This is a genomic window from Seongchinamella unica, from assembly GCF_004354085.1.
Taxonomy (GTDB): domain Bacteria; phylum Pseudomonadota; class Gammaproteobacteria; order Pseudomonadales; family Halieaceae; genus Halioglobus; species Halioglobus unicus.
Genome location: NZ_SMSE01000004.1, coordinates 270,600 through 291,651, shown reverse-complemented (window position 1 = coordinate 291,651; position 21,052 = coordinate 270,600). Strand labels below are relative to the sequence as shown.

21 protein-coding genes are annotated in these 21,052 nt (G+C 60.1%); 6 read left to right on the top strand and 15 right to left on the bottom strand.

Annotation, left to right across the window (positions count from 1 at the left end):
* Positions 1 to 129: 129 nt before the first annotated feature.
* Entirely contained in the window at positions 130 to 1,110 is a 981-nt protein-coding gene (locus tag E2F43_RS16950) for an LLM class flavin-dependent oxidoreductase (protein ID WP_133214885.1), read from the bottom strand.
* 1 nt (position 1,111) lies between these two features.
* Positions 1,112 to 1,420: an antibiotic biosynthesis monooxygenase family protein gene (locus E2F43_RS16945; protein WP_133214883.1), complete on the bottom strand. Its 309-nt coding sequence runs from the start codon at positions 1,418 to 1,420 to the stop codon at positions 1,112 to 1,114.
* Positions 1,421 to 1,540: 120 nt separating this feature from the next.
* Here E2F43_RS16945 and E2F43_RS16940 point away from each other — a divergent pair, with 120 nt between their 5' ends.
* The 6 genes from E2F43_RS16940 to E2F43_RS16915 all read left to right on the top strand — a co-directional run bounded on the left by E2F43_RS16940 (position 1,541) and on the right by E2F43_RS16915 (position 8,126).
* Positions 1,541 to 4,012, top strand: coding sequence for a penicillin acylase family protein (locus E2F43_RS16940; RefSeq protein ID WP_133214881.1), 2,472 nt, complete (start codon positions 1,541 to 1,543; stop codon positions 4,010 to 4,012).
* An 18-nt stretch (positions 4,013 to 4,030) separates the two neighbouring features.
* A complete protein-coding gene (locus tag E2F43_RS16935; RefSeq protein ID WP_133214879.1) occupies positions 4,031 to 4,828 on the top strand; it encodes a glucose 1-dehydrogenase in 798 nt (265 codons plus the stop codon).
* A 121-nt stretch (positions 4,829 to 4,949) separates the two neighbouring features.
* Positions 4,950 to 5,717 (top strand): sulfite exporter TauE/SafE family protein, encoded by a 768-nt coding sequence (locus E2F43_RS16930; RefSeq protein WP_133214877.1) that lies wholly within the window; start codon positions 4,950 to 4,952, stop codon positions 5,715 to 5,717.
* A 2-nt stretch (positions 5,718 to 5,719) separates the two neighbouring features.
* Positions 5,720 to 6,646 carry an EamA family transporter RarD gene (gene rarD, locus E2F43_RS16925; RefSeq protein ID WP_133214875.1) on the top strand — a complete coding sequence of 309 codons (927 nt, stop codon included), beginning with the start codon at positions 5,720 to 5,722 and terminating at the stop codon, positions 6,644 to 6,646.
* A complete protein-coding gene (locus E2F43_RS16920) occupies positions 6,643 to 7,320 on the top strand; it encodes an MliC family protein (RefSeq protein WP_133214873.1) in 678 nt (225 codons plus the stop codon). The genes rarD and E2F43_RS16920 overlap by 4 nt, the downstream gene beginning before the upstream one ends.
* 149 nt (positions 7,321 to 7,469) lie before the next feature.
* Positions 7,470 to 8,126, top strand: a complete 657-nt coding sequence (locus E2F43_RS16915) for an OmpW/AlkL family protein (RefSeq protein WP_133214871.1) — start codon at positions 7,470 to 7,472, stop codon at positions 8,124 to 8,126.
* A gap of 154 nt (positions 8,127 to 8,280) precedes the next feature.
* On the opposite strand, the gene E2F43_RS16910 is transcribed toward E2F43_RS16915, so the two are convergent.
* From E2F43_RS16910 to E2F43_RS16850, 13 genes are all read right to left on the bottom strand, one after another.
* Complete coding sequence (locus E2F43_RS16910) at positions 8,281 to 9,000, bottom strand: sulfite exporter TauE/SafE family protein (RefSeq protein ID WP_133214869.1); 720 nt, start codon at positions 8,998 to 9,000, stop codon at positions 8,281 to 8,283.
* The gene (gene ccoS, locus E2F43_RS16905; RefSeq protein ID WP_133214867.1) at positions 8,993 to 9,178 is read right to left on the bottom strand and encodes a cbb3-type cytochrome oxidase assembly protein CcoS; all 186 of its coding nucleotides are present in this window, start codon (positions 9,176 to 9,178) and stop codon (positions 8,993 to 8,995) included. The genes E2F43_RS16910 and ccoS overlap by 8 nt, the downstream gene beginning before the upstream one ends.
* Positions 9,178 to 11,625 (bottom strand): heavy metal translocating P-type ATPase, encoded by a 2,448-nt coding sequence (locus E2F43_RS16900; protein WP_238946989.1) that lies wholly within the window; start codon positions 11,623 to 11,625, stop codon positions 9,178 to 9,180. The genes ccoS and E2F43_RS16900 overlap by 1 nt, the downstream gene beginning before the upstream one ends.
* Positions 11,618 to 12,115 carry a FixH family protein gene (locus tag E2F43_RS16895; RefSeq protein ID WP_133214863.1) on the bottom strand — a complete coding sequence of 166 codons (498 nt, stop codon included), beginning with the start codon at positions 12,113 to 12,115 and terminating at the stop codon, positions 11,618 to 11,620. The genes E2F43_RS16900 and E2F43_RS16895 overlap by 8 nt, the downstream gene beginning before the upstream one ends.
* An 8-nt stretch (positions 12,116 to 12,123) precedes the next feature.
* The gene (ccoG, locus tag E2F43_RS16890; protein WP_133214861.1) at positions 12,124 to 13,539 is read right to left on the bottom strand and encodes a cytochrome c oxidase accessory protein CcoG; all 1,416 of its coding nucleotides are present in this window, start codon (positions 13,537 to 13,539) and stop codon (positions 12,124 to 12,126) included.
* A gap of 77 nt (positions 13,540 to 13,616) precedes the next feature.
* Complete coding sequence (gene ccoP, locus E2F43_RS16885) at positions 13,617 to 14,495, bottom strand: cytochrome-c oxidase, cbb3-type subunit III (RefSeq protein WP_133214859.1); 879 nt, start codon at positions 14,493 to 14,495, stop codon at positions 13,617 to 13,619.
* The gene (locus E2F43_RS16880; RefSeq protein WP_133214857.1) at positions 14,488 to 14,667 is read right to left on the bottom strand and encodes a cbb3-type cytochrome oxidase subunit 3; all 180 of its coding nucleotides are present in this window, start codon (positions 14,665 to 14,667) and stop codon (positions 14,488 to 14,490) included. The genes ccoP and E2F43_RS16880 overlap by 8 nt, the downstream gene beginning before the upstream one ends.
* A 4-nt stretch (positions 14,668 to 14,671) precedes the next feature.
* Positions 14,672 to 15,280 carry a cytochrome-c oxidase, cbb3-type subunit II gene (ccoO, locus tag E2F43_RS16875; RefSeq protein ID WP_133214855.1) on the bottom strand — a complete coding sequence of 203 codons (609 nt, stop codon included), beginning with the start codon at positions 15,278 to 15,280 and terminating at the stop codon, positions 14,672 to 14,674.
* 14 nt (positions 15,281 to 15,294) lie between these two features.
* Positions 15,295 to 16,734 carry a cytochrome-c oxidase, cbb3-type subunit I gene (gene ccoN / locus E2F43_RS16870; protein WP_133214853.1) on the bottom strand — a complete coding sequence of 480 codons (1,440 nt, stop codon included), beginning with the start codon at positions 16,732 to 16,734 and terminating at the stop codon, positions 15,295 to 15,297.
* A gap of 57 nt (positions 16,735 to 16,791) precedes the next feature.
* Entirely contained in the window at positions 16,792 to 17,391 is a 600-nt protein-coding gene (locus tag E2F43_RS16865) for a Yip1 family protein (RefSeq protein WP_133214851.1), read from the bottom strand.
* A 139-nt stretch (positions 17,392 to 17,530) separates the two neighbouring features.
* A complete protein-coding gene (gene fnr, locus E2F43_RS16860) occupies positions 17,531 to 18,286 on the bottom strand; it encodes a fumarate/nitrate reduction transcriptional regulator Fnr (RefSeq protein WP_133214849.1) in 756 nt (251 codons plus the stop codon).
* A 78-nt stretch (positions 18,287 to 18,364) separates the two neighbouring features.
* Positions 18,365 to 19,792 carry an oxygen-independent coproporphyrinogen III oxidase gene (gene hemN / locus E2F43_RS16855; protein ID WP_133214847.1) on the bottom strand — a complete coding sequence of 476 codons (1,428 nt, stop codon included), beginning with the start codon at positions 19,790 to 19,792 and terminating at the stop codon, positions 18,365 to 18,367.
* Positions 19,793 to 19,882: 90 nt separating this feature from the next.
* Positions 19,883 to 21,049, bottom strand: coding sequence for a helix-turn-helix transcriptional regulator (locus E2F43_RS16850; RefSeq protein WP_133214845.1), 1,167 nt, complete (start codon positions 21,047 to 21,049; stop codon positions 19,883 to 19,885).
* Positions 21,050 to 21,052: the final 3 nt, after the last annotated feature.

The window sequence follows — 21,052 nt, the reverse complement described above, 5'->3', positions numbered from 1 at the left end:
GTAGATTCAAGTCAGGGCAATGTCGATATTAGCGTACCGCTATCGACAGGCATCGACCTGCCATTGTACGGGTTTCAACCGCGGGGTGTGCCGTCTTCCGCCATTGATTGCTGAAATGGCCCGCAGGTTTCAGTCCGGCCGGTGGCGAATCAGCAGTTCGAAGGAGCGCTTTCGGTCCTCAAAGTAATACATATTGGTCACCGCCATAACTTCGTCGGCGTCGTGGGCGGCGGCCAGTTCCCGCAACTGCTGCCACACCTGGTCCGGTGTTCCCACTGCCCGGCTTTGCGCCCGACTGCGGATAAAAGCACTTTCCCGGGGGCCCAGGGGGTAGGCGACGGCCTCTTCCGGAGTCAGGGATTTGCCGGTGGTCTCGCCGCTGAAAAACCGGAAAAGGTTGAGGTCGTGGGCCAGCAATAGTGCCCGCGCCCTGTCTTCATCGTCGGCACAAAATACACTCAGGGTGAGGATGGCATGCGGCGCCGGCTGCAGGTCACTGGGCTGGAAATGCCGTTTGTAGTGAGCTATCAGTCGGGGATCTGCCTGGGGGTTGATAAACAGGCCCAGGTTATAGGGTAGTCCCAGCCTCGCCGCCAGCACTGCGCTGTCCGGGCTCGAGCCCAGCATCCAGAGGGGGATTCCGGGGGGCGGCTTCGGACTGACCAGGGGCTGGGTACTGTCCTGCCACAGATACTCGCCCAGCCGGGCTGTCAATTCCGGAAACCTGTCGAATCGTGGGTGGCCGTCGGGGGCCAGCGCAACGGCGGTGGACATGTCCGCCCCCGGGGCACGACCAATGCCCAGATCCACCCGCCCCGGGTAAAGATTGGCGAGCAACGAAAAAACCTCGGCGACCTTGTAGGGGCTGTAGTGGGGTAACATGATTCCGCCGGAGCCAATACGTATGGTGTCGGTGGCAGCTCCGATGGCTGCCAGCAGTACCTCGGGCGCGCTGCCGGCCACCGAGGGGAAAGCGTGATGTTCAGACACCCAGAAGCGCCCGTAGCCCAGCTGTTCGCACCACCGGGCCATCTGCAGGGTTTCCTGCAGCGCAACGGGGGCTTCCTCGGGACGGCGTGCCAGGGACTGGTCCAGTACAGACAGCTGCATGTTAGCGGATGACCACTTCCCATTCGGGCGCTTCGTACTCGCCGATGACTTTGACTTCCACAAACTGGGCCTGCTCGCGAATGATGTCCGCCACCTGCTGGTCCGGTGTCGCTTCCATCGCGTCGCGAGCCGCTTTCGACTCCCAGGTCGCGATAGCCAGCAGCACGTTGGGCTCGCCGATTTTGCGATGCAGCCGGGTACCCAGGGCACCCGGCGCCTGCTGGATCAGTTCGCTGGCCTTCACCCACGCCTGGGCATAGCGCTCCGGCGGATAGCCGGGTTTCATGTGGACTTCGAAAATAAAATGCATGGCATCAGTATAGCCTGTTGCGCCGCCGGGAAGGCAGTGAATTCCCCTTGTGTAGATTTCCGGCGAGGTGTTTACGTATGATGAGGCTCATCACAAAGCCCCTGGCGAGAGACCCGAATAATGAAAACGATAGTTGCGGCGGCCTTTCTTGTTCTACCTCTGTTGCTTGCCGGCTGCGGTGACAGTGGTCATTCCCGTCCCGCCCCGCCGGTCACTCCCGACCCCGAGGCGCCGGAAGACTTCACTTACCAGGCAACACTGACCCGCACCGAATATGGTATTCCGCACATCGTGGCGGAGGATTGGGGCAGTCTGGGATATGGTCACGGCTATGCCTTTGCCCAGGATAACTACTGCATGTTGATCACCGAGATCATTCGCGCCAGCGGCCAGTCGCTGGAGTTTTTCGGCGAGGCGCAGGGCAGTGAGGATACCGACTTTATCTTCAGCCTGGTCAATAATAACAGCGAAGGGCAATTGCGGGAGCGCTACCTCAGCCAGCAACCGGAATACATTCTGGAACTGGTGGAGGGCTACGCAGCCGGCTACAACCGCTACCTCCGTGAAACCGGCGTTGATAACCTGCCCGACACCGATCCCGATTGTCGCGGCGCCCACTGGGTGCGCGAGATCCAGGCCATCGACCTGTGGAAATACTTTCGCCGCATCCAGTTGCAGGGCAGTACCGACCAGGGCATTGTTCGTCAGGCCATACTCGATGCCAACGGGCCGGGAGAGGGTAACGCCGCCGGCGCTTCGGCACAGCTGACCGCGGAACAAATGCGGCAGGCCTTTGCCAGTGATGACAAGGGCAGCAATGCGATTGCGCTGGGCAGTCATGCGACCCAGACGGGGAGTGGCATGTTGCTGGGTAATCCCCACCAACCCTGGTATGGCGTGGGCTCGTTTTATCAGGTGCACCTGACCATTCCCGGCGAATACGACGCCATGGGTGCCGCCCTCAAGGGCTTCCCCAAAGTCGCCATCGGGTTCAACCGCGACCTGGCCTGGTCGCATACCGTCAGCGTGGCCAATCGTTTCACCCTCTTCGAGCTGAAACTGAATCCGGATAATCCGCTTCAGTACGAGGTGGATGGGGAATTTCGGGACATTGTTCCGGAGACGGTTCGCATCAGGGTGGCCAGGCCCGATGGTTCGATGGAGGAGCGTGAACACACCTTCTATCACTGGGAACATGGTCTGATTGTCAGCCTCGCTGCCACAGCGGCGGCCATTGCCCCCGATTTCGTTGACCTGTTCTCCGGCTGGCCCACCGCCCGCGGTACGGTGTATGCGCTGCGCGACGCCAACCTGGACAACCTGCGCGGCATCGAGATGTGGGTCAATATCGGCAAGGCCGCGAATGTCGGCGAATTTGCCGAGGCCCTCAAGGTAATCGGCAATCCGCTGTTTCATTCCCTGGCCGCTGATCGCCACGGTGAGGCCTTTTACGGCGAGGTTTCGGCCATACCCCATGTGACCGAAGCGAAGATGGCTGATTGTGTCACCGGTATTAATACCGTGGTCCGTGCCCTGACCAACGCCGCCATTATTGTTCTCGACGGTGACCGCAGTGAGTGTCAGTGGGGTGTGGATAGCGATGCCCCGGAGGACTCGGGCCTGTTCGGTTTCTCCAGCCTGCCCAGTTTCTTTACCCGTAATTATGCCGCCAACAGCAACGACAGCTACTGGTTGACCGACCCGGCGCAGCCTCTGGAAGGGTTTCCCAGCACCATGGGTTTTGTCGGCCATGAGGGCAGGCAGCAGAACCTGCGCACCCAGATCAACCACGCCATGGTGGCCGAACGGCTGGCGGGTGCGGACGGCTTTGACCCCAGCCCGGGGTTTACCCTGGCCAGCCTGCAGCAGCTCATGTATGCCAACCGGGTGTGGGGAGCGGAACTGGTACTGGATGACGTGCTTGAGTTTTGTGCAACGCTGGATGAGGCGAAGGTCGATGCACTGCGGGCCTGCGCCGTGCTCGCTGACTGGGATCGTCGCGCCGAGGTAGACAGCCGCGGGACCCAGGTGTTTACCGAGTTCTGGAAAGCGATCTCTGTAGGCGGCAGCCCGTTTGAAAACGCGATTACCGACCAGTCACTGTGGCGGGAGGACTTTGACCCGCAGCGGCCCCTGCAGACTCCCCGTGGTTTCGATATCGCGGCGGAAGGTAACGCCGTGCGGATTAGCACCGCACTGGCGACCGCGGTCGCCGCGCTCGACGCCGCTGGGGTGCCGCTGGCCGCGCCCTGGGGCGAAGTCCAGGTGCTGCCGCGCAACGGGGTCGATGTGCCGATTCATGGGGGCAGCGGCAGTATGGGCGTGTTCGGGGCGATCAGCGCCGGGTTGGATCAGGGCGGCTATCGCAATATCCGCGCTGGCAACTCCTACATCCAGACGGTGACCTGGGATGAAAGCGAATGTCCCCTTGCCGAGGCAATTATCACCACCTCGCAATCCATCAACCCCGAGTCACCAAACCATGGTGACCAGAGTGAGTTGTACTCCCGTAAGGCGTGGGTTGATATGCCCTACTGCGAGTCCGATATCGAGGCGGCACGCAGCGGCGAGACACTGGAACTGCGGGAATAAGCGACACGGGGAAATAACATGGCACTAATGGACAGATTCAGCCTGCAGGGCAGGGTGGCGATAATTACCGGCGCCGGCAAGGGAATCGGGGCCGGTATTGCTCGCGGTTTTGCCGAGGCCGGGGCCAGCCTGGTGCTGGCGGCTCGCACCGAGAGCGACCTGCAGGCGTTGGCTCAAGAGCTTGCCTCACTCGGTGGCGATATCCTGGTTGTTGCCACCGATGTACTCGACTTTGAGCAACTGCAGGCGCTGGTAAAGCAGACCATGGATCGCTTCGGGCGCATCGATATCCTGGTCAATAACGCCGGCGGTTTTCCGCCCAAACCCATGCTGCAAACCAGCGCCAGGGAATTCGAGGCGGCACTGCGCTTCAACGTAACCACCGCGTTTGAACTGTCCCGGCTGTGTGCGCCGCACCTGGCAGCACACGGGGAGGGCTGTATTCTCAACATCTCGTCCGTCGCGGGCCATAAACCTACCCCCTGTTTCTCTGCCTATGGCACCGCCAAGGGGGCGCTCTCTCTGCTCACCCGGGAGTTGGCGCAAGAATTTGCACCGCGGGTGCGGGTGAACGCCATTGCAGTGGGTTCGACCCGGACCGACGCCCTGAACACTGTGTTGACCCCCGAGGTAGAGCAGACCATGGTGGACCTGACCCCCATGGGACGCCTTGGCGAGGTGGAGGATATTGCCCTGGGAGCCCTGTACCTGTGCTCCCCGGCAGCGTCCTATGTCACTGGCGATATTCTTGGCATTAATGGCGGACTGGAGCGTCTCAATATGCAAATGCCCCGGGCCTGGGGGGGCATGGGTTAGCACGCCGCGCCGGCAGGCGGCTCAGGGGTTTGAGCAGCGGGCTGTCCTGGTCACTATCGGCCCCCGTATTGGGTTAAATTGTTGACCTGCGCAGGGGTTTGGGGTTCAGTGAGAGGCACCATTGACAGCCACAGGACAGGCGCAGCCCTGCTACGATTTGACGATCATAAGCGCTGAGTTCGCGCTGGTACCGATAGCCTTTTTTACCTCTGCGCTGGCGGGGGTGATGGGCATGGGGGGCGGCGTGCTGTTAATCGCCGCCATGCCGGGGCTGGTGCCAGTGCAGGCTATTTTTCCCCTGCACGCTGCTACCCAGCTCGCCAGTAACCTCAGCCGCGCCGGCTTTGGCTGGCAACACATCCAGTGGGACATACTGCCGGCCATAGCGCTGGGCGCCTTGCTGGGTGCACTGCTGGGCGGGGAAATATACGCCAGTTTGGACCTGCAGTGGCTGCCGCTGGTGATTGGCCTGTTAATCCTGTTGTTGACCTGGCTGCCGCTACCCCAGGTCCGGGGCGGGGGGCAGCTGGCCCTGCTGGGGCTGGGCTTTTACCAGACCAGCCTGGGCATGCTGGCCGGCGCCACCGGCCCGCTGGGAGCGGCGGTGCTACTCCGGCGCAATGCCCAACGAGACTGGCTGGTGGTGAACACGGCGATGTATATGAGTCTCAGTCATGTCATGCGCCTTGCCGCTTTCGTGGTGCTCGGCTTCAGTTTCGGCCCCTGGTGGCCCCTCCTGCTGTCGATGATAGCCGCCGTGACCGCTGGCTCCTGGGCGGGAACCCGACTGCGGCGAAGAGTCCCCGAGATGGACTTCCAGCGCTGGTTCAAGTGGCTGGTAACACTGCTTGCGATGCGTATGATTGTCCTGCCTTTCTACGGAAGCTGACGATGCCATTGCTCTGGGGAGCTTCAAGCCCACAACAGCGCGGTACCCTGCTGGGCGTGACCGCCTACCTCATCTGGGGGTTTGCAGCGCTGTATTGGGTGCGAGCCGAGCCAGTGCCGCCAGAGGACGTACTAGCGCATCGGGCGTTCTGGTCACTGCCCTTTGTCTGCCTGGTGTTGCTGTTCAGCGGTCGCCTGCGCGGCGCGCTGTTGTTGCTGAAACAGCCTCGAACGGTGGCGGTTATGGCGCTGGCGGCCGGCTTCGGTGCGGTGAACTGGTTGATCTTCCTTTGGGCTATCAGCAATGACCAGGCCACTGAAGCGTCGCTGGGCTATTTTTTACTGCCGCTGGTCAATGTGCTTATCGGCCTGACGCTGTTCGGTGAAACCGTGGGCACCGCGCAAAAAATCGCGATTGGCTGCGCCCTGGTGGCGGTATTGTTACAACTGGTGTATTACGGCGGCCTGCCCTGGGTGGCCCTGGCATTACCCCTTTCTTTTGGCCTCTACGGCGCGATTCGCAAAAAGGTCACGGTGGAGTCGCTGGAGGGCCTGTTTATCGAAACCCTGCTGATGTCACCGTTTTCACTGGCCTGGTTGATCTACCGTGATGGCGCCGGTTTGGGCCAGTACGGACTGGAGGTGGACCTGGTGTTGCTGGGCGCGGGTGCTATTACCGCCATTCCCCTGATAACCTATGTGGCGGCCAGCCGCTTGCTGCCGCTCACAGCTCTCGGGCTGGTGTTCTACATCGGTCCGACGGCGCAGCTGTTGGTGGCCGTGCTGGTCTTTGCAGAGCCGTTTTCACTGGCGCAGCTGCTCGCGTTCACGCTGGTGTGGACGGGCTTGATGATTGTAACCGTTGATAACCTGAGACAGGCGCGCAAGCAGCGCCGCCTTATCGAAAGGCCGGCGTTGGAGACCCCATGAACCTGAAACCCCAGATCACGCTGATTGCTTCCCTGTTGCTGACTGCCTGCGCCGGGCAGGCTGATGAAACCAAGCGGGCGGGCGATTTCCAGCCCGATAGCAGGCCGCTGGCAAGAACCCTGGTTTACGAATGCACGGGGACCGAATTTATTACCCGGCTCGGCCCGGGGGAAATGGCAATCTGGCTGGAGGATCGCTACCTCGTGCTGTCACAGGTTCGCTCCGCGTCCGGCACCCGTTATGAGGAGGGCGATGTGATGTTCTGGTCCAGGGGGGAGGAAGCGATGCTGGAGGTCGATGGCGTGCGCTATAGCGACTGTCAGCTCAATCCCCTTCGCGTGCCCTGGGAGGATGCCAGGCGCCGGGGGGTTGAGTTTCGCGCGGTCGGCAACGAGCCCGGTTGGCATCTCGAGGTGCGACGACAGGAGAACCTGTTGTTTGTCGGTGACTACGGTGCGACGAGGCTGTTGTTCAGTGAATTTACAATCGTCGAAGAGGGCGATGAACTGCACTACCGGGCCAGGGCCAATGGCGAGGCCATTGACGTCACCGTCAGCGAAACCCTTTGCCATGACACCATGAAAGGCGAGCCTTTCCCCTACACCGTGCACGTGCAACTGAACGAGCGCAGCCTCCATGGTTGCGGTCGTGCCCTGGACTATCCGTGGGAATGATTACTTACGGTAAAAGTACCAAGGTTGTTCCCTGGACCGCCCTGTTCTCTTGATTGACATCAATGCCCGGCAGACTGCCGAGCTCTAATATGAATCCATTGTATGCGGGTCTGCGGGCCTGAATTTTTGTCCATAGATAGGAGTAAACCATGAAAAATGTAATGACCCTGGCCGTTGCTGTCGCCCTTGCCGGTGGCGCAGCGATGACACAGGCCTACGAGGCCGGAGACTGGATTTTGCGGGCGGGTGCGGCAACCGTTGCCCCTGATGCCGACAGCGATAAAGTGCCAGGCCTGGGTGTAACCGTGGATGTGGACAACGACACCCAACTGTCCATTATTCCTGCCTACATGGTGACCGAGGATTGGGGTCTGGAACTGCTTGCCGCGACGCCCTTCAAGCATAACATCGACGTCAATGAGGCGCCGCTGGATGCCGGTTCAACCAAGCACCTGCCCCCGACCCTGACTCTGCACTGGTATCCCCGCGGCGGTAGCGCAGGCTGGCAGCCCTACGTGGGCGTGGGCATTAACTACACCTATTTCTTCGATGAGAAGGCCGCACGCGACCTCGAGGGAATTGTCGGCAAGGCCGATCTTGATCTTGACGATTCTTTCGGGCTTTCCGCCTCTGCCGGTGTGGATATTCCGTTTGGTGAAAACTGGAGCTTCAATGCAGGCGTCTGGTACATCGATATCGATACCACTGCGACTGTCACCCTGCGTGAGGCCGATAACGCCAAGGTCAAGTTCGATGTGGATATCGATCCCTGGGTATACAACATCGGTATCGCCTACAAGTTCTGAGCGAACTCCCTTCAGGTCGGCTCACCTACGGCCTGAAGGCTTCTGGCCCGCCCCTTGGGGTGGGCTTTTTTATGGTTCATCGCGATTGCAGTGGCCGCTGAAGCCAGAGAGTCTAGCTAACTACCCTTCCCCGTTAATGTGCGATGAACCTTTTTTATGGGTGACCCATATGTGAGTGATCCATCTCGCCCTGTTCTGCGCCGGGGGCGGCGTGCCGCAGGTGTGCGCCGTGTGACGCCACCAGGTAGATCGTCCAGATCCCCGAGCCGATCAGCATGACGGCAATAAAAAGCTTGAGACCGCGCCTGCGCAAAAATGCCTGCAGGCGATCTGCTCCCAGGCTGACCGCCATCATGGCGGGCAAGGTACCAAGGCCAAAAACGAACATGAGTGAAGCAGAATAAACCGCGTCATGGGCGGTGGCGGACCAGGCCAGGGCAGAATAGATTAAACCGCAGGGCATCAGTCCCCAGCACAGGCCGAGCGCCAGGCCCTGCAAAGGGTTGCGAATGGGTAGCAGCCTGGACGATAGTCGCTGCACCGGCTGCCACAGCCTGGCCCCGGCTTTTTCCAGCACCAGCATGCCCCGCCACCAATCCGCCACATAGAGCCCCATACCGATCAGCAACAGCCCGGCGAGATAGCGCAGGGCGATGGTCCAGGCCACAAGATCTATGCTGCCGGCGATCACTCCCAGCAGTCCGCCGAGCAGTGTATAACTGAGAATCCGACCACTGTGATAGGCGATGGTGACCGGCAGGGAACGTTCACCTCCGAGGTTCAGGGCGGCGGCAATCCCGCCACACATGCCCAGGCAGTGACCACCGCCAGCCAGGCCCAGTGCCAGGGCGCTGAGATAACCAATGTCAGTCATCGGTTTTGCTCTCTGCTTCGCTGTCGCTGCGCTCCGGGCTCTTGTCGTCCGAGAGGATACGCCAGGCTTCCTTGTCGAGGTCCTCATACTGGCCATTGTCTATGGCCCAGAGCAGCAACTTTATGCCCAGTGCGACCAGCAGCAGTGCAACCGGAATCAACAGGTACAAACTGTCCATCAGAGCCCTTTCTCCTTTGCCGGACTACGGTTCAATCGCAGCGAGTTTGCAACCACCAGCAGGGAACTGAGAGACATGCCGATCGCCGCCGCCCAGGGCGGCACGTGACCGGTGGCCGCCAGTGGGATCGCACTGAGATTGTAGCCCAGCGCCCAGGCAAAGTTTTGCAGAATAATGCGCCGGCAATCACGCGCTTTCTGCCAGGTATCAGTGACTCGGGTTAGGACATCATCGACGATAACAAAATCTGCCTGGGTGCGGGCCAGGTCAGTGGCACCCGCCACGGCAAAAGAACTGTCAGCGAGACTGAGCACGGGGGCATCGTTAAGCCCGTCACCGACCATACAGACGACCGCGCCGGTAGCCTGTAGCGACTGTACACGCTGCATTTTCTGCTGCGGTTCCATGCCGGTGCGGACATCGTCGATACCCAGTTCCCGCGCGAGCAGCTTCCCCTGGGGCGAACTGTCACCGGTCAGTAATCCCAACTCGAGACCACCAGTGAGCGCGCTGCGAACCACCGCTTTTGCTTCCGCTCGCAATGTGTCATCGAGGCCGATCCAGGCCAGCGGGCTCTGCGCATCACACAGGGCAATCCAGTAGCGTTGCTCGTCGGGGGGCGGTGGCAGGGCGGGGCAAAACTCGCGGCAGAACGATTCACTGCCCACGCGATATTGCCGGCCATCCAGCTTGCCCTGCAGTCCGGCACCCACTTTATAATTCACATCCTGGAATACCTCACCGGGCTGAATGTGCGAAAACGCTTTGCTCACAGGATGGTTGGACCAGTGTTGCAGACCCGCGGCCAGTTGCAGAGCCCGGGCTTCGGTCAGTTCACCGAGCAGTTCCACCCGGCTGATCGCCAGCTTTCCTTCGGTCAGTGTGCCGGTCTTGTCGAATATCAGGTGGGTGGTGCGAGAGAGGGATTCCAGAGCATTTTCCCCACGCACAATCACGCCTGTGGCGCGCAGGGCGCTCGCTGCCGAGGCCAGCGCTGCGGGTGTGGCAAGGGCCAGGGCACACGGGCAGGAGATTACCAGCACGGAGAGGGCCACCCACAGGGTTTGTTCCGGCGCAATATGCCACCAGGCGATGGCTGTTGCGGAAGTAACGAGCAGTACGCCGGCGACGAACCAGGACGCGATTCGATCCGCCATTTTTGCCAGTCGCGGTTTTTCTGTCTCCGCGACTTCTACCGAGCGCTGCAGGGCGGCCAGCCTGCTCTGGGCGTAACTGCCGAGTATTTCCGCTTCCAGCGCGGCTTCGACATTCACGGTTCCAGCGTAGATGGTATCGCCGATGCTGACCGTTCGCGGCAGATGTTCGCCATTGAAGGTGTCTTCCCGCACCGCACTGTTGCCGCTGAGCACGCGCGCGTCGGCGGGAATGGTCTGCCCAGCCTGCACCAGCATGACCTCACCCTGGTCCGCCTGGGAGCGGGGAACGGTTATCCACCGGCCATCGCGTCGCAGGCTGACCGCGTCCGGCAAGGCGCTCTCTGCATCGAACCAGTTATTGGCATGGCGCTGTCTGACTCTGGCCTCCAGAAAACGGCCGAGCAGCAGGAAAAAAGTGAACATCACTACCGAGTCAAAGTAGACCTGGCCACTGCCGCTAACGGTGGCATAGGCACTTGCCAGCCAGGCGAGTCCGATGGCCAGCGCCACCGGCAGGTCCATCACCAGCGCGCCCTGTTTGAGATGGCGCCAGGCGGTGCGGAAGAACGTGCCGGCGCTGTAGTAGACAATAAAACCAGAGACCAGCAAGCTGAAACTGCGCAGTAGGCCCTGGTACTGTTCCTGGATGCCCTGGATGTCGCCGGCGTGCAGTGCCACGGCGAACATGCCAACCTGCATCATGCCAAAGCCGGCCACACCCAGCCGGCGCAGGTCGGCCCGATACTCCGCTCGCATCTGCTCGCGGCGGGCGCTGGCCTGGAAGGGCCGGGGGCGGTAACCCAGCGCATCAACCCGGGTAAAAATCTCGCTCAGGGGCAGCACAAGGGGGTCAAAACGAATGTCCAGCCGGGATTGCTGCAGATTCACGGCAGCTTCCGTGACTCCCGGCACAGAGGCAAGGCTTTGCTCTATCAGCCAGGTGCAGGCGGCGCAGGTGATGCCGCCAAGTAACAGGCGCGCGCTGACACTGCCGTCCTCTTGCGTCTGGCAGAAGGCGTCAGTCAGTTCCGGCTGGTCGTAAATCAGATATTGCTCGCGGACCGGCGTCTCGCTTGCGGCGGGCCGCTCGCTGTAGGCCGTGCGTTGCCGATAGAAGTTGTCCAGGCCACTGCCGGCAATCATGGCCGCCACCGCCTGGCACCCCGGACAGCACATGCTGCGCGCCTGTCCCCCGATTTCAGTATAAAGGCAGACGCCTTCAGGCACTGGTTCCCCGCAGTGGTAACAGGGTTCGATCAGTGCATCGGAGGCCGCCCTTGAATCAGTCACCGCTCGCTTCACGAAGGTCCGCGGCGGTAATTGAACCATCAAGACGCCAGGCCAGCTCGCCGTCGTGGATCAGTGCCCAGTGCCAGCGGGGGGCGATTGCGGTCTGCAGGCGACCGCGATATTCACCTGGAACGCTCTGTACCACCACGACTTCGAAGTCGCGGTCTGATTCCAGCGGGTGTGACAGCAGCAGTTGCAACTTCTCTGAGTCCACCGGCCCCGCAGTTTTTACCAGGATTTCACTGCCGTACACCTCCAGTGTCGCGCCAATACCGAGTGCGTCGGCGCGTTCCTTTTTCTCCAGTTTGCGATTAATGGCCAGTCCGTCCTTGTAGTACTCGTCAACCACGAGGTCATCGGCACCGCGATTGGCAATCACTACCGTGGTAATACCGGCGACCACGACCGTAGCCGGCAGCAGGATCAGGAACCAGGGCCAGAACTGGCGATACCAGGGTTCGTTGTCCTCTTGGGGGAAGCGTTTGTTCATCGACAGTCCTAGAGTGGTTTGACGAAGCGTGATTCGTGGGATACATGCAGCGCTTCGTCGTCGCTGGCCCTGGCCTGGAACTCAAATTCCGTGCTGGGCCTGTCCAGTGAGTCAGGCTCGGCCCGCAGGCGCAGGCTGATTGAGCGCACCTCGCCACCGTTCAGGCGGTGCTCGGTCTCACCGATAATCTCGGCCTGCGGCAGCCCGGAAACGCTGATGTTGAATACGTGGCTCTCAGGGTCCATGTTTACCAGCTGCAACGTATAGATGTTGTCGACCGCCCCGGTGTCGGTGGTCACATACAACTGGTTGCGATCCCGGATAATGGTCAGTTCCAGAGGGATGCGTGAGAACATGTTGTAGGCAAACACCCCGATCATGATCGTCAGCACCACAACGTAACCGATGATGCGGGGGCGAATCCAGTGGGTGGTGCCGCCGGCGAGTTCGTGTTCGCTGGTGTACCTTACCAGGCCGCGGGGATAATCCATCTTGTCCATGACCGAATTACAGGCGTCAATACACAGAGCACAGCCAATACACTCGTATTGGAGGCCATCGCGTATGTCGATGCCGGTGGGACAAACCTGCACGCAGAGCTCGCAGTCTATGCAGTCGCCCAGCCCCTCGGCCTTGTGATCGGCGCTTTTCTTGCGACTGCCGCGAGGTTCTCCGCGGGTCTTGTCATAGGAAACAATCAAGGTGTCTTGATCGAACATCACCGCCTGGAAACGGGCATAGGGGCACATGTACTTACACACCTGCTCGCGCATGTAGGCCGCATTGACGTAAGTTGCGACGGTGAAGAACAGAGTCCAGAACAGCGCCCAGCCGGCGACCTGGGCGGTGGCAAAATCTACGGCCAGTTCCCTGATCCCGTAAAAATAACCGACAAATGTCAGCCCGGTCATGAAGGCGATAAAAAGCCAGGCGGCGTGTTTCATGAACTTCTTGCTGAACTTCTGCAGCGACATGGGCGCTTTGTCCAGTTTGATACGCTGGTTACGGCTGCCCTCGGTTTTTTGCTCCACCCACATGAACATGGTGGTCCATACCGTTTGCGGGCAGGTATAGCCGCACCAGATACGACCCGCGAACGTGGTTACCGCGAACAGCAAATAGGCCGCGATGATCAGCAGGAAAGCGAGCATTGGGAAGTCCTGCGGCCACAAGGTCAACCCGAGAATGTGGAACTTGCGCTCCGGAAGGTCAAACAGCACCGACTGTTGCCCGTTCAGGTTGATCCACGGCAGCAGGAAGTACCCCAGCAATAGTGGCCAGCCGGTATACAGGCGTACTTTCTGGAAATATCCCTCGACCTTGCGGGTGTAAATACGCTCGCGGCGCTGGTACAAGTCGACTTCGCCGACTTCCGCCGGAGCGACTTCCTGAAGATCGATCAGGTCCTTTTCCGATTTAGACATAGTGCTTGCACACCTGGGGTTGCTGAGTGAAGAGGAGCCTCAGGCGAGGCTCCTCGGTACCGCTGGAAGGGAAGTCCTTACTGATTCAGGCCATAAACATAGGCAGTAAGGATATGGATCTTGTCCTCGGTTAGCGTGTCCTTGAACGCTGGCATCACTCCATTGCGGCCGGCGCGCAGCGTGTGGGCAATCTGTTCGGCACTGCCGCCGTAAAGCCAGATGCCATTGGTCAGGTTGGGCGCGCCCAGTGCCTGGTTGCCGGTGCCATCCGCCTGGTGGCAGGCGGCACAGTAAGTCTGGAAATGCTTTTCACCGGCGGAGGCCAGGGAGTCGTCCACGTCACGGCCGCTCAGGGACATCACGTAGGCGGTGGTCTCGGCAATACCCTGGTCCCCGAGTATGGAGCCCCAGGCAGGCATGGCGGCCTGGCGACCATTGACCAGGGTAGCCTTGATGGCTTCCGGCGTGCCGCCGTAAATCCAGTCATCGTCGGTCAGGTTGGGGAAGCCGTAGGCACCCTTGCCGTCGGCCCCGTGGCACTGGGCGCAGTTGTTGCTGAACATACGCATGCCCATCTTGCGCACGGCAGGGTCACTGGCAATTTCCTCGATAGGCATGGCCAGGTAACGGTCGCGCATGTCCCGGTATTTTTCATCCGCTTTTGCGACCGCGCGGTCGTGTTGCTCTATCGAACTCCAGCCCAGCAGGCCCTGGTAATTTCCCAGGCCGGGATAGATTACCAGGTAGCCAACGCCGAAAACGATCGTTAGCAAAAACATCCCAAACCACCAGGAGGGCAGGGGATTGTCGTATTCCTCGATGCCGTCGTAGACGTGACCGGTGGTATTACCCTCGGTGTTCTGGTCACGTGTGCGGTTAGCGAACAGAATCCAGGTGATGAGGATAATGGTCAGGGATGTGAGTACGATGACCCACAAACTCCAGAAACTAGCCATTCTTGATCTCCTCCTGCATGGTGCGTTGGTTCATCTCTTCATCTGCGAACGGCAAGTTGGCGGCGTCATCAAATGATTTTTTGCGTTTTTTGTCATAGGCCCAGAAACACATGCCGATGAAGGTAATCATCAGGAACACGGTGCTGAGGCCTCTGAGGTCATTGATATCCATGGTCCTAGCGCCTCGATTGCAGGAGAGTGCCCAGCTGTTGCAGGTACGCAACCAGGGCATCAATTTCTTTCTTCCCTTCCACAGCGGCCTTGGCACCGGCGATGTCGTCATCGGTGTAGGGCACTCCAACAGCGCGCAGGGAAGCCATTTTCTTGCCGGTCAGGTCGCCGCTCAGTTCCTTGTCGAACAACCAGGGGAAGGCGGGCATATTGGACTCGGGAACCACGTCACGCGGGTTGTACATGTGAGCCCGGTGCCAGTCGTCGGAATAGCGCTTGCCAACCCTGGCAAGGTCCGGCCCTGTGCGCTTGGAACCCCAGAGGAAGGGATGCTCGTAAACATGTTCGCCCGCCACCGAGTAATGGCCGTAGCGCTCGGTCTCGGCGCGCAGGGGGCGAATCATTTGTGAGTGACAGGTATTGCAGCCCTCGCGGATGTATATGTCACGGCCTTCCAGCTCCAGTGCAGGCAGGGGCTTGAGGCCGGCGATGGGCTCGTTGGTTTCCTTGAGGAACATCAGGGGAACCAGTTCGACCAGAGTACCAAAACTGATGGCGATGATGACGCCGACGATCATCAGGCCTACGTTTGTTTCTACTGCTTCATGTTTCATAGTCTTGTCGCTCCTCAGGCCACGCTGGCGGCAGCAGGTGCCGGCTGGGCTTCAACATCCTTGCGGGCAGTCATGTACACGTTGTAGGCCATCACCAGCATGCCGGCGAAGAAAATGGCACCACCCAGTACCCGCACCACATAGCCGGGGTAGCTGGCCGCTACCGACTCGACGAAACTGTAGGTCAGCGTGCCGTCCTGGTTGTAGGCGCGCCACATCAGGCCCTGCATGATGCCGTTCACCCACATTGAGGCGATATACAGAACCGTGCCGATGGTGGACATCCAGAAGTGGGTGTTGATCAGGCTGATGCTGTACATGCGCTCCTTGCCAAACAGGATGGGGAACAGGTGATACAGGCAGCCGATGGAAATCATCGCGACCCAGCCAAGGGCCCCGGAGTGCACGTGGCCAATGGTCCAGTCAGTGTAATGAGACAGGGCGTTGACCGTCTTGATCGACATCATCGGGCCTTCAAAGGTGGACATTCCGTAGAACGACAGGCTGACGACGAGGAAGCGCAGGATGGGATCGGTCCGCAGTTTGTGCCAGGCGCCCGACAGGGTCATCATGCCGTTGATCATGCCGCCCCAGGAGGGTGCCAGCAGGATCAGCGACATCACCATACCCAGGCTCTGGGCCCAGTCAGGAAGAGCGGTGTAATGGAGGTGGTGAGGTCCTGCCCAGATATAGACCGCGACCAGCGCCCAGAAGTGGACGATGGACAGGCGATAGGAATATACCGGGCGCTCGGCCTGCTTGGGGACAAAGTAGTACATCATGCCGAGGAAGCCGGCGGTCAGGAAAAAGCCCACCGCGTTGTGGCCGTACCACCACTGAACCATGGCGTCGACGGTGCCGGCATAGACCGAGTAGGACTTGGTGGCAGCAACCGGGATGGCCATGCTGTTCATGATGTGTAGCACTGCCACGGTGATGATAAACGAGCCCAGGAACCAGTTTGCCACGTAGATGTGCTTGACCTTGCGCTTGATGATGGTGCCGAAGAAGACGATGGCGTAGAGCACCCAAACCACGGTAATCAGCAGGTCGATAGGCCACTCCAACTCGGCGTATTCCTTGCCGCTGGTCCATCCCATAGGCAGCGAAATCGCCGCGCACAGAATAACCAGTTGCCAGCCCCAGAAGGTCATCGCGGCCAGCCCGTCTGAGATCAGCCGTACCTGGCAGGTCCGCTGCACGATGTAGTAAGACGTTGCAAACAGGGCGCATCCGCCGAAGGCGAAAATCACGGCGTTGGTGTGCAGGGGGCGAAGTCGGCCGAAGTGAAGCCATTCAACCCCCATATTGAGGGCAGGCCAGGCCAGCTGGGCTGCGATCAACACGCCAACCAGCATGCCGACGATGCCCCAGACCACTGTCATTACGGCAAACTGGCGCACCACCTTGTAGTTGTAGGTCGGATGTTCCAGTGCGGAATTAAGCTCGCTCATGGTTTATGTCCATTAAGATTCAAGAAAAACTCGTTGTCGATGTGTGCCGGTGCCGGGTCAGTCGGTGAAGGCCGGAGCCGCACCAAAGTCCCAGAGAATGACCGCGCCCACCATCAGGCAGATCAGGATGACCAGCGCGACCCCCATGACGGCACTGGAAAACAGGAAGCCACGCTCCTCCGGTATATCCATGACGATGGGAATGCCCAGGTACATCAGGTAGACCGCCCAGGAAACCGCGACGATACCAATCAGCAGATCCAGCCAGAGGATCGGGTAAAAGCCGACGGCGCCAAACAGGAACATGGGGGTCGCCGACAGTGACGCGATAATGATCCCCTTGGTAATGGTGGATTCTGCGCCGTAGGTATCTGACATCCAGTGGATGAAGTAACCGATTGCAGACAGGCACACCACCTGGGTGATGTAGAACAGGACGCATATGGTCATTGCACTGTCCTTGGTTAACCTGATTGACTCGCCGTCGCCGACTGTCCAGCCAACGTTGGTTGTGCCGTAATACCAGGCCACTGCGGGAATGAGTGCCAGAATCCAGGGGTACAGCAGCAGGGTCCTGAACGAACTCTCGGATAGCTCGCTGATAGTCTTCCACTGGGAACTGGGCTTCACTAGCAAGCCAAAGGTGTGCTGAATCATTAGGATATGGTCTCCCCAAAGCTACTCTGATTGTTGTGTGCTCGCATTCTAGTTCCTTCGAGCCGGATCACCTTGATGTGAATCAAGGCCGCAGAATTCAGTGCCTGGCGACACTAACTCCTGCCCAAGAGGGGCAGGATCAGTTGCCCAGGTTTGCCATCTTCCGCAGGCCCTGCGGATCAAGAATTTCTATTTCCTTGTTGTCTACCCGCAGCAATTCCAGTTTCTGCATGCGACTGAACACCCGTGACACGGTCTCAACCGTCAGGCCCAGGTAGTTGCCGATATCAACTCGGGACATGGGCAGGCGGAACTGGGTGGGGCTGAGCTTGCGCCGGGCGTTGCGGGTGGAAATACTGAGCATCAGGGCGGCAACGCGCTCATCGGCTGAATTCTTGCTGAGCAGGGTAATCAGCTGCTGGTCTTCGGTGATTTCGTGGCTCATCAACTGGAAGAAGTGCCGCTGCAGGTTGGGCATCAGCGCGCTGAGTTTTTCCAGGGAAGTGAAGGGAATTTCGCAAATGGCAGCGGTCTCCAGCGCCTTGGCGGAGGAGGCATGGGTGTTGTTGCTGATGCCGTCCATGCCGAGGATTTCTCCGGGGAAGTAAAACCCGGTGACCTGTTCACGGCCGTCGTCGGTGGTTTTGTAGGCTTTCAGGGTGCCCGAGCGTACCGCGAATACCGACTGGAATTCGTCTCCCTCGCGGTACAGGTGCTGGTTTTTCTGTAGCGGCTTGCTGCGCTGGATGATGTCGTCCAGTTGCTGTACGTCGTCACTTTCCAGGGCCAGCGGCAGGCAGATGCTGTTCAGGCGACAGTTGCCACAATTGGCCTGGTAATCATGGTTGCAGGGCTTTTGAGCCTGGCTCTCGGATTGAGAGAGATGAATTGTCACATGCTTCCCCTGGCATTGCTCTGGGGAGATTATAGTCGAAATTCCCGCCGGCCTGTAATGGAAATTTTTGGGTCTGACTCAGACCGTGGCTGAGAATTTCGGAGCCGGTTCGTCGCCCTTGTGGGCCCCCAGGTAGGCGTCAAAAGGCATACAGATATTGCGCAGGAAGGGCCGGCCGCGCCCGGTAACGGCTATCTTGTCGGCAGTGATTTCCAGCAGCCCATCCTCTGCCATGGGGGCAAGTTGCGCCAGTTCGCCGGCAAACATTCGACTAAAGTCTATATCGAACTGACGATTACAGTCGCCGATGTCCAGGTGCAGCTCCGAGATCAGGCTCATGATGATGTGCCGGCGCAGCTTATCGTCGGCATTAACCTGGCAGCCCCGGGTAATGGGAAGCTGTCCCGCGTCCAGCATCTGGTAGTAGTTGTCCAGTTCGCGCTCATTCTGCAGGTAGTAATCGCCGAGCTGGCTGATGGCGGACACCCCCAGCCCCAGCAGATCGTCGGCCATGTGCAGGGAGTAGCCCTGGAAATTTCGTTGCAGCCTGCCTTCGCGCTGGGCGAGGGCCAGTTCGTCCTCCGGCAACACGTAGTGGTCCATGCCGATGTGGATATAACCGGCTGCCTGCAGTGTGTGGCTGATGATTTCATGCAACAGCAGTTTTTCATCGGGTTCGGGAAGGGTCAGCCGATCGATGGCCCGCTGGCTCGAAAAACGCTCGGGCAGGTGGGCGTAGTTGTAGCAGGCGACGCGATCCGGCCTCAGTTCGATAACCCGGCGCAGGGTCTCCGTCATCGTATGGCGATCCTGGTGGGGCAGGCCGTAAATCAGGTCGAAACTGAGGGAACGGAAACCGTGGGCGCGAATAGATTCCACCAGTGTCGCAACCTGCCGGTAGGGCTGGACGCGATTGACCGATTTCTGCACCAGCGGATCGAAGTCCTGGATGCCCAGGCTGATTCGGTTGAAACCCACGCCCTTGAGCAGGGCGATGGTCGCGGTGTCGACGGTGCGCGGATCGATTTCGATCGAGTACTCCCGGTAACCCTTGTCCAGCAGGTTGAAGTTGCTGGCCAGTATATGCATCAATTCGGTGATTTGGGCGTGGTCCAGGTAGGTCGGTGTGCCACCGCCCCAGTGCATCTGGGTGATGGCGCGCTGCCTGCCGACCAGTTCCGCCTGCATGGAAATTTCCCGCTGCAGCCTGCCAAGGTAGTCCTGGGCGACATTTTTCTTGCGCGTCACAATCTTGTTACAGGCGCAGTAATAGCAGATGTCGTGGCAGAAGGGCAGGTGCAGGTAGAGTGACAGCGGAGCCTGCCGGTGCTCACCATCGCTCGCTTGCCAGGCGCGGTATTCCGTCAGCGGAAAGTCCCCGCGAAACTGGGGCGCCGTGGGATAGGACGTATAACGTGGGCCCTGGCACGCGTACTTCTTGGCCAGCTCCATGTCCGCCTGGTGTCGGGCGGGTATATCTGCGAGTTGTTTGTGAATGATGGTCATCGGGATACAACTATGGCGGTCAATGGGCGCAAGATAACAGCGAGTGCCCCCGTCCGTGTTGATCTGCGTCAAGCGAGGGTGAAGCCGGTCTCAGCCCAGGGAGGCCACGCTTTTGATAATCAGGCGTACCAGTTCCGCCTGGCGGGAGACGCCGGTTTTGGCAAAGATGGATTTCAGCTGGGCCCGGGCGGTGTGTTGGGAAATCGTCTGCGCGGTCGAGGCTTCGGCGAGACTGAGGCCCCGCGCCAGCAATATCGCCAGGTTGGCCTCCGCCGGTGTCAGGCCGAACAGCTCCGCCAGCGTCTGCCTGGAGGCGGACTCATGGAGATCGGGATCGGAGATGAATATGGCCGCGCTGGGGCTGGACTGGCCTTCACTCCACTCGGAGACCGGTACCGGCCTCACCACCAGGCCCAGGTCCGAGCGCCCGGAGGAACGAGGCACTCGCAGTGCTTTTACCACAGAGGTTTCGCCCTGATGCTGGGCGCGGACGATACTGGCCACCGCCTGCTGCAGTTCCTTGTTGATATCCCGCCCTTCAATGTGCAGCCGTTCGCCCCGCAGGGACAGCCCGTCCGCCTCGTCCAGCAGGGCCTGGGCTACCGGGTTGGCGCTCAGCACCCTGGCCTGCTCGTCGAGAATAATGCTGGCCATTGCCAGTTGGGCAACCGCGCCCGCATACACATCGCGCTCGGAGATGGTGCGGTTGAGGGTGGCGTAGATCTGTATCGCCCGTCGCAGGTGCGGTGTAATCAACTCCAGCAGGCGTCGCTCTTCCTGGCTGAAACTGGCCTCGGGCTTGCGCCGGGAAAAGCGCAGGCGGGCCACCATACCCCCCGGTTCCACCGTGTCCACGCCGAGAATGCGAAACAGGTCAACCGGTTGCAGGTACTGCCGATAGTACTCCGAGTCGATCAGTTCCGCGTCCGGCAGCATGTCCTCAAGAGTGACCACCTTGTCCGGTGGCAGGTTGACGAAGGGGTCGAGGGAGAAAAACTCCTCGCGGTAGGAGGCGGCCTGCCAGGCTTCAGGGTCTGCGAGGTCGTCGCCGCTGTGGCCCGCTTCGGGACGGACGCAGTTGAGGATCGCACCCCGGTCTTCAGCCGAGGGGGGGCGCAGTACCAGGGAGGCCACCTGGGCATCGAACAGAGAGCGCAGCAGTGGCAGGGCACTTTGCCAGGGAAGCTCTTCCAGGGGGCCCTGGTAAATAAGTCCCAGCAACTGATCGTAGCGGGAATCGGGGATCGGGATAGCCATTGG

Coding starts and splice junctions, on each gene's coding strand:
- ccoS (WP_133214867.1), bottom strand. CDS start 9,178: ATGGACAGTTTGTACCTGTTGATTCCGGTTGCACTGCTGCTGGTCGCA.
- E2F43_RS16880 (WP_133214857.1), bottom strand. CDS start 14,667: ATGGATATCAATGACCTCAGAGGCCTCAGCACCGTGTTCCTGATGATT.
- E2F43_RS16920 (WP_133214873.1), top strand. CDS start 6,643: ATGAACCTGAAACCCCAGATCACGCTGATTGCTTCCCTGTTGCTGACT.
- E2F43_RS16910 (WP_133214869.1), bottom strand. CDS start 9,000: ATGACTGACATTGGTTATCTCAGCGCCCTGGCACTGGGCCTGGCTGGC.
- E2F43_RS16940 (WP_133214881.1), top strand. CDS start 1,541: ATGAAAACGATAGTTGCGGCGGCCTTTCTTGTTCTACCTCTGTTGCTT.
- E2F43_RS16895 (WP_133214863.1), bottom strand. CDS start 12,115: ATGAACAAACGCTTCCCCCAAGAGGACAACGAACCCTGGTATCGCCAG.
- E2F43_RS16935 (WP_133214879.1), top strand. CDS start 4,031: ATGGCACTAATGGACAGATTCAGCCTGCAGGGCAGGGTGGCGATAATT.
- ccoO (WP_133214855.1), bottom strand. CDS start 15,280: ATGAAACATGAAGCAGTAGAAACAAACGTAGGCCTGATGATCGTCGGC.
- E2F43_RS16945 (WP_133214883.1), bottom strand. CDS start 1,420: ATGCATTTTATTTTCGAAGTCCACATGAAACCCGGCTATCCGCCGGAG.
- rarD (WP_133214875.1), top strand. CDS start 5,720: ATGCCATTGCTCTGGGGAGCTTCAAGCCCACAACAGCGCGGTACCCTG.
- ccoG (WP_133214861.1), bottom strand. CDS start 13,539: ATGTCTAAATCGGAAAAGGACCTGATCGATCTTCAGGAAGTCGCTCCG.
- E2F43_RS16950 (WP_133214885.1), bottom strand. CDS start 1,110: ATGCAGCTGTCTGTACTGGACCAGTCCCTGGCACGCCGTCCCGAGGAA.
- E2F43_RS16850 (WP_133214845.1), bottom strand. CDS start 21,049: ATGGCTATCCCGATCCCCGATTCCCGCTACGATCAGTTGCTGGGACTT.
- ccoP (WP_133214859.1), bottom strand. CDS start 14,495: ATGGCTAGTTTCTGGAGTTTGTGGGTCATCGTACTCACATCCCTGACC.
- E2F43_RS16865 (WP_133214851.1), bottom strand. CDS start 17,391: ATGATTCAGCACACCTTTGGCTTGCTAGTGAAGCCCAGTTCCCAGTGG.
- E2F43_RS16915 (WP_133214871.1), top strand. CDS start 7,470: ATGAAAAATGTAATGACCCTGGCCGTTGCTGTCGCCCTTGCCGGTGGC.
- ccoN (WP_133214853.1), bottom strand. CDS start 16,734: ATGAGCGAGCTTAATTCCGCACTGGAACATCCGACCTACAACTACAAG.
- hemN (WP_133214847.1), bottom strand. CDS start 19,792: ATGACCATCATTCACAAACAACTCGCAGATATACCCGCCCGACACCAG.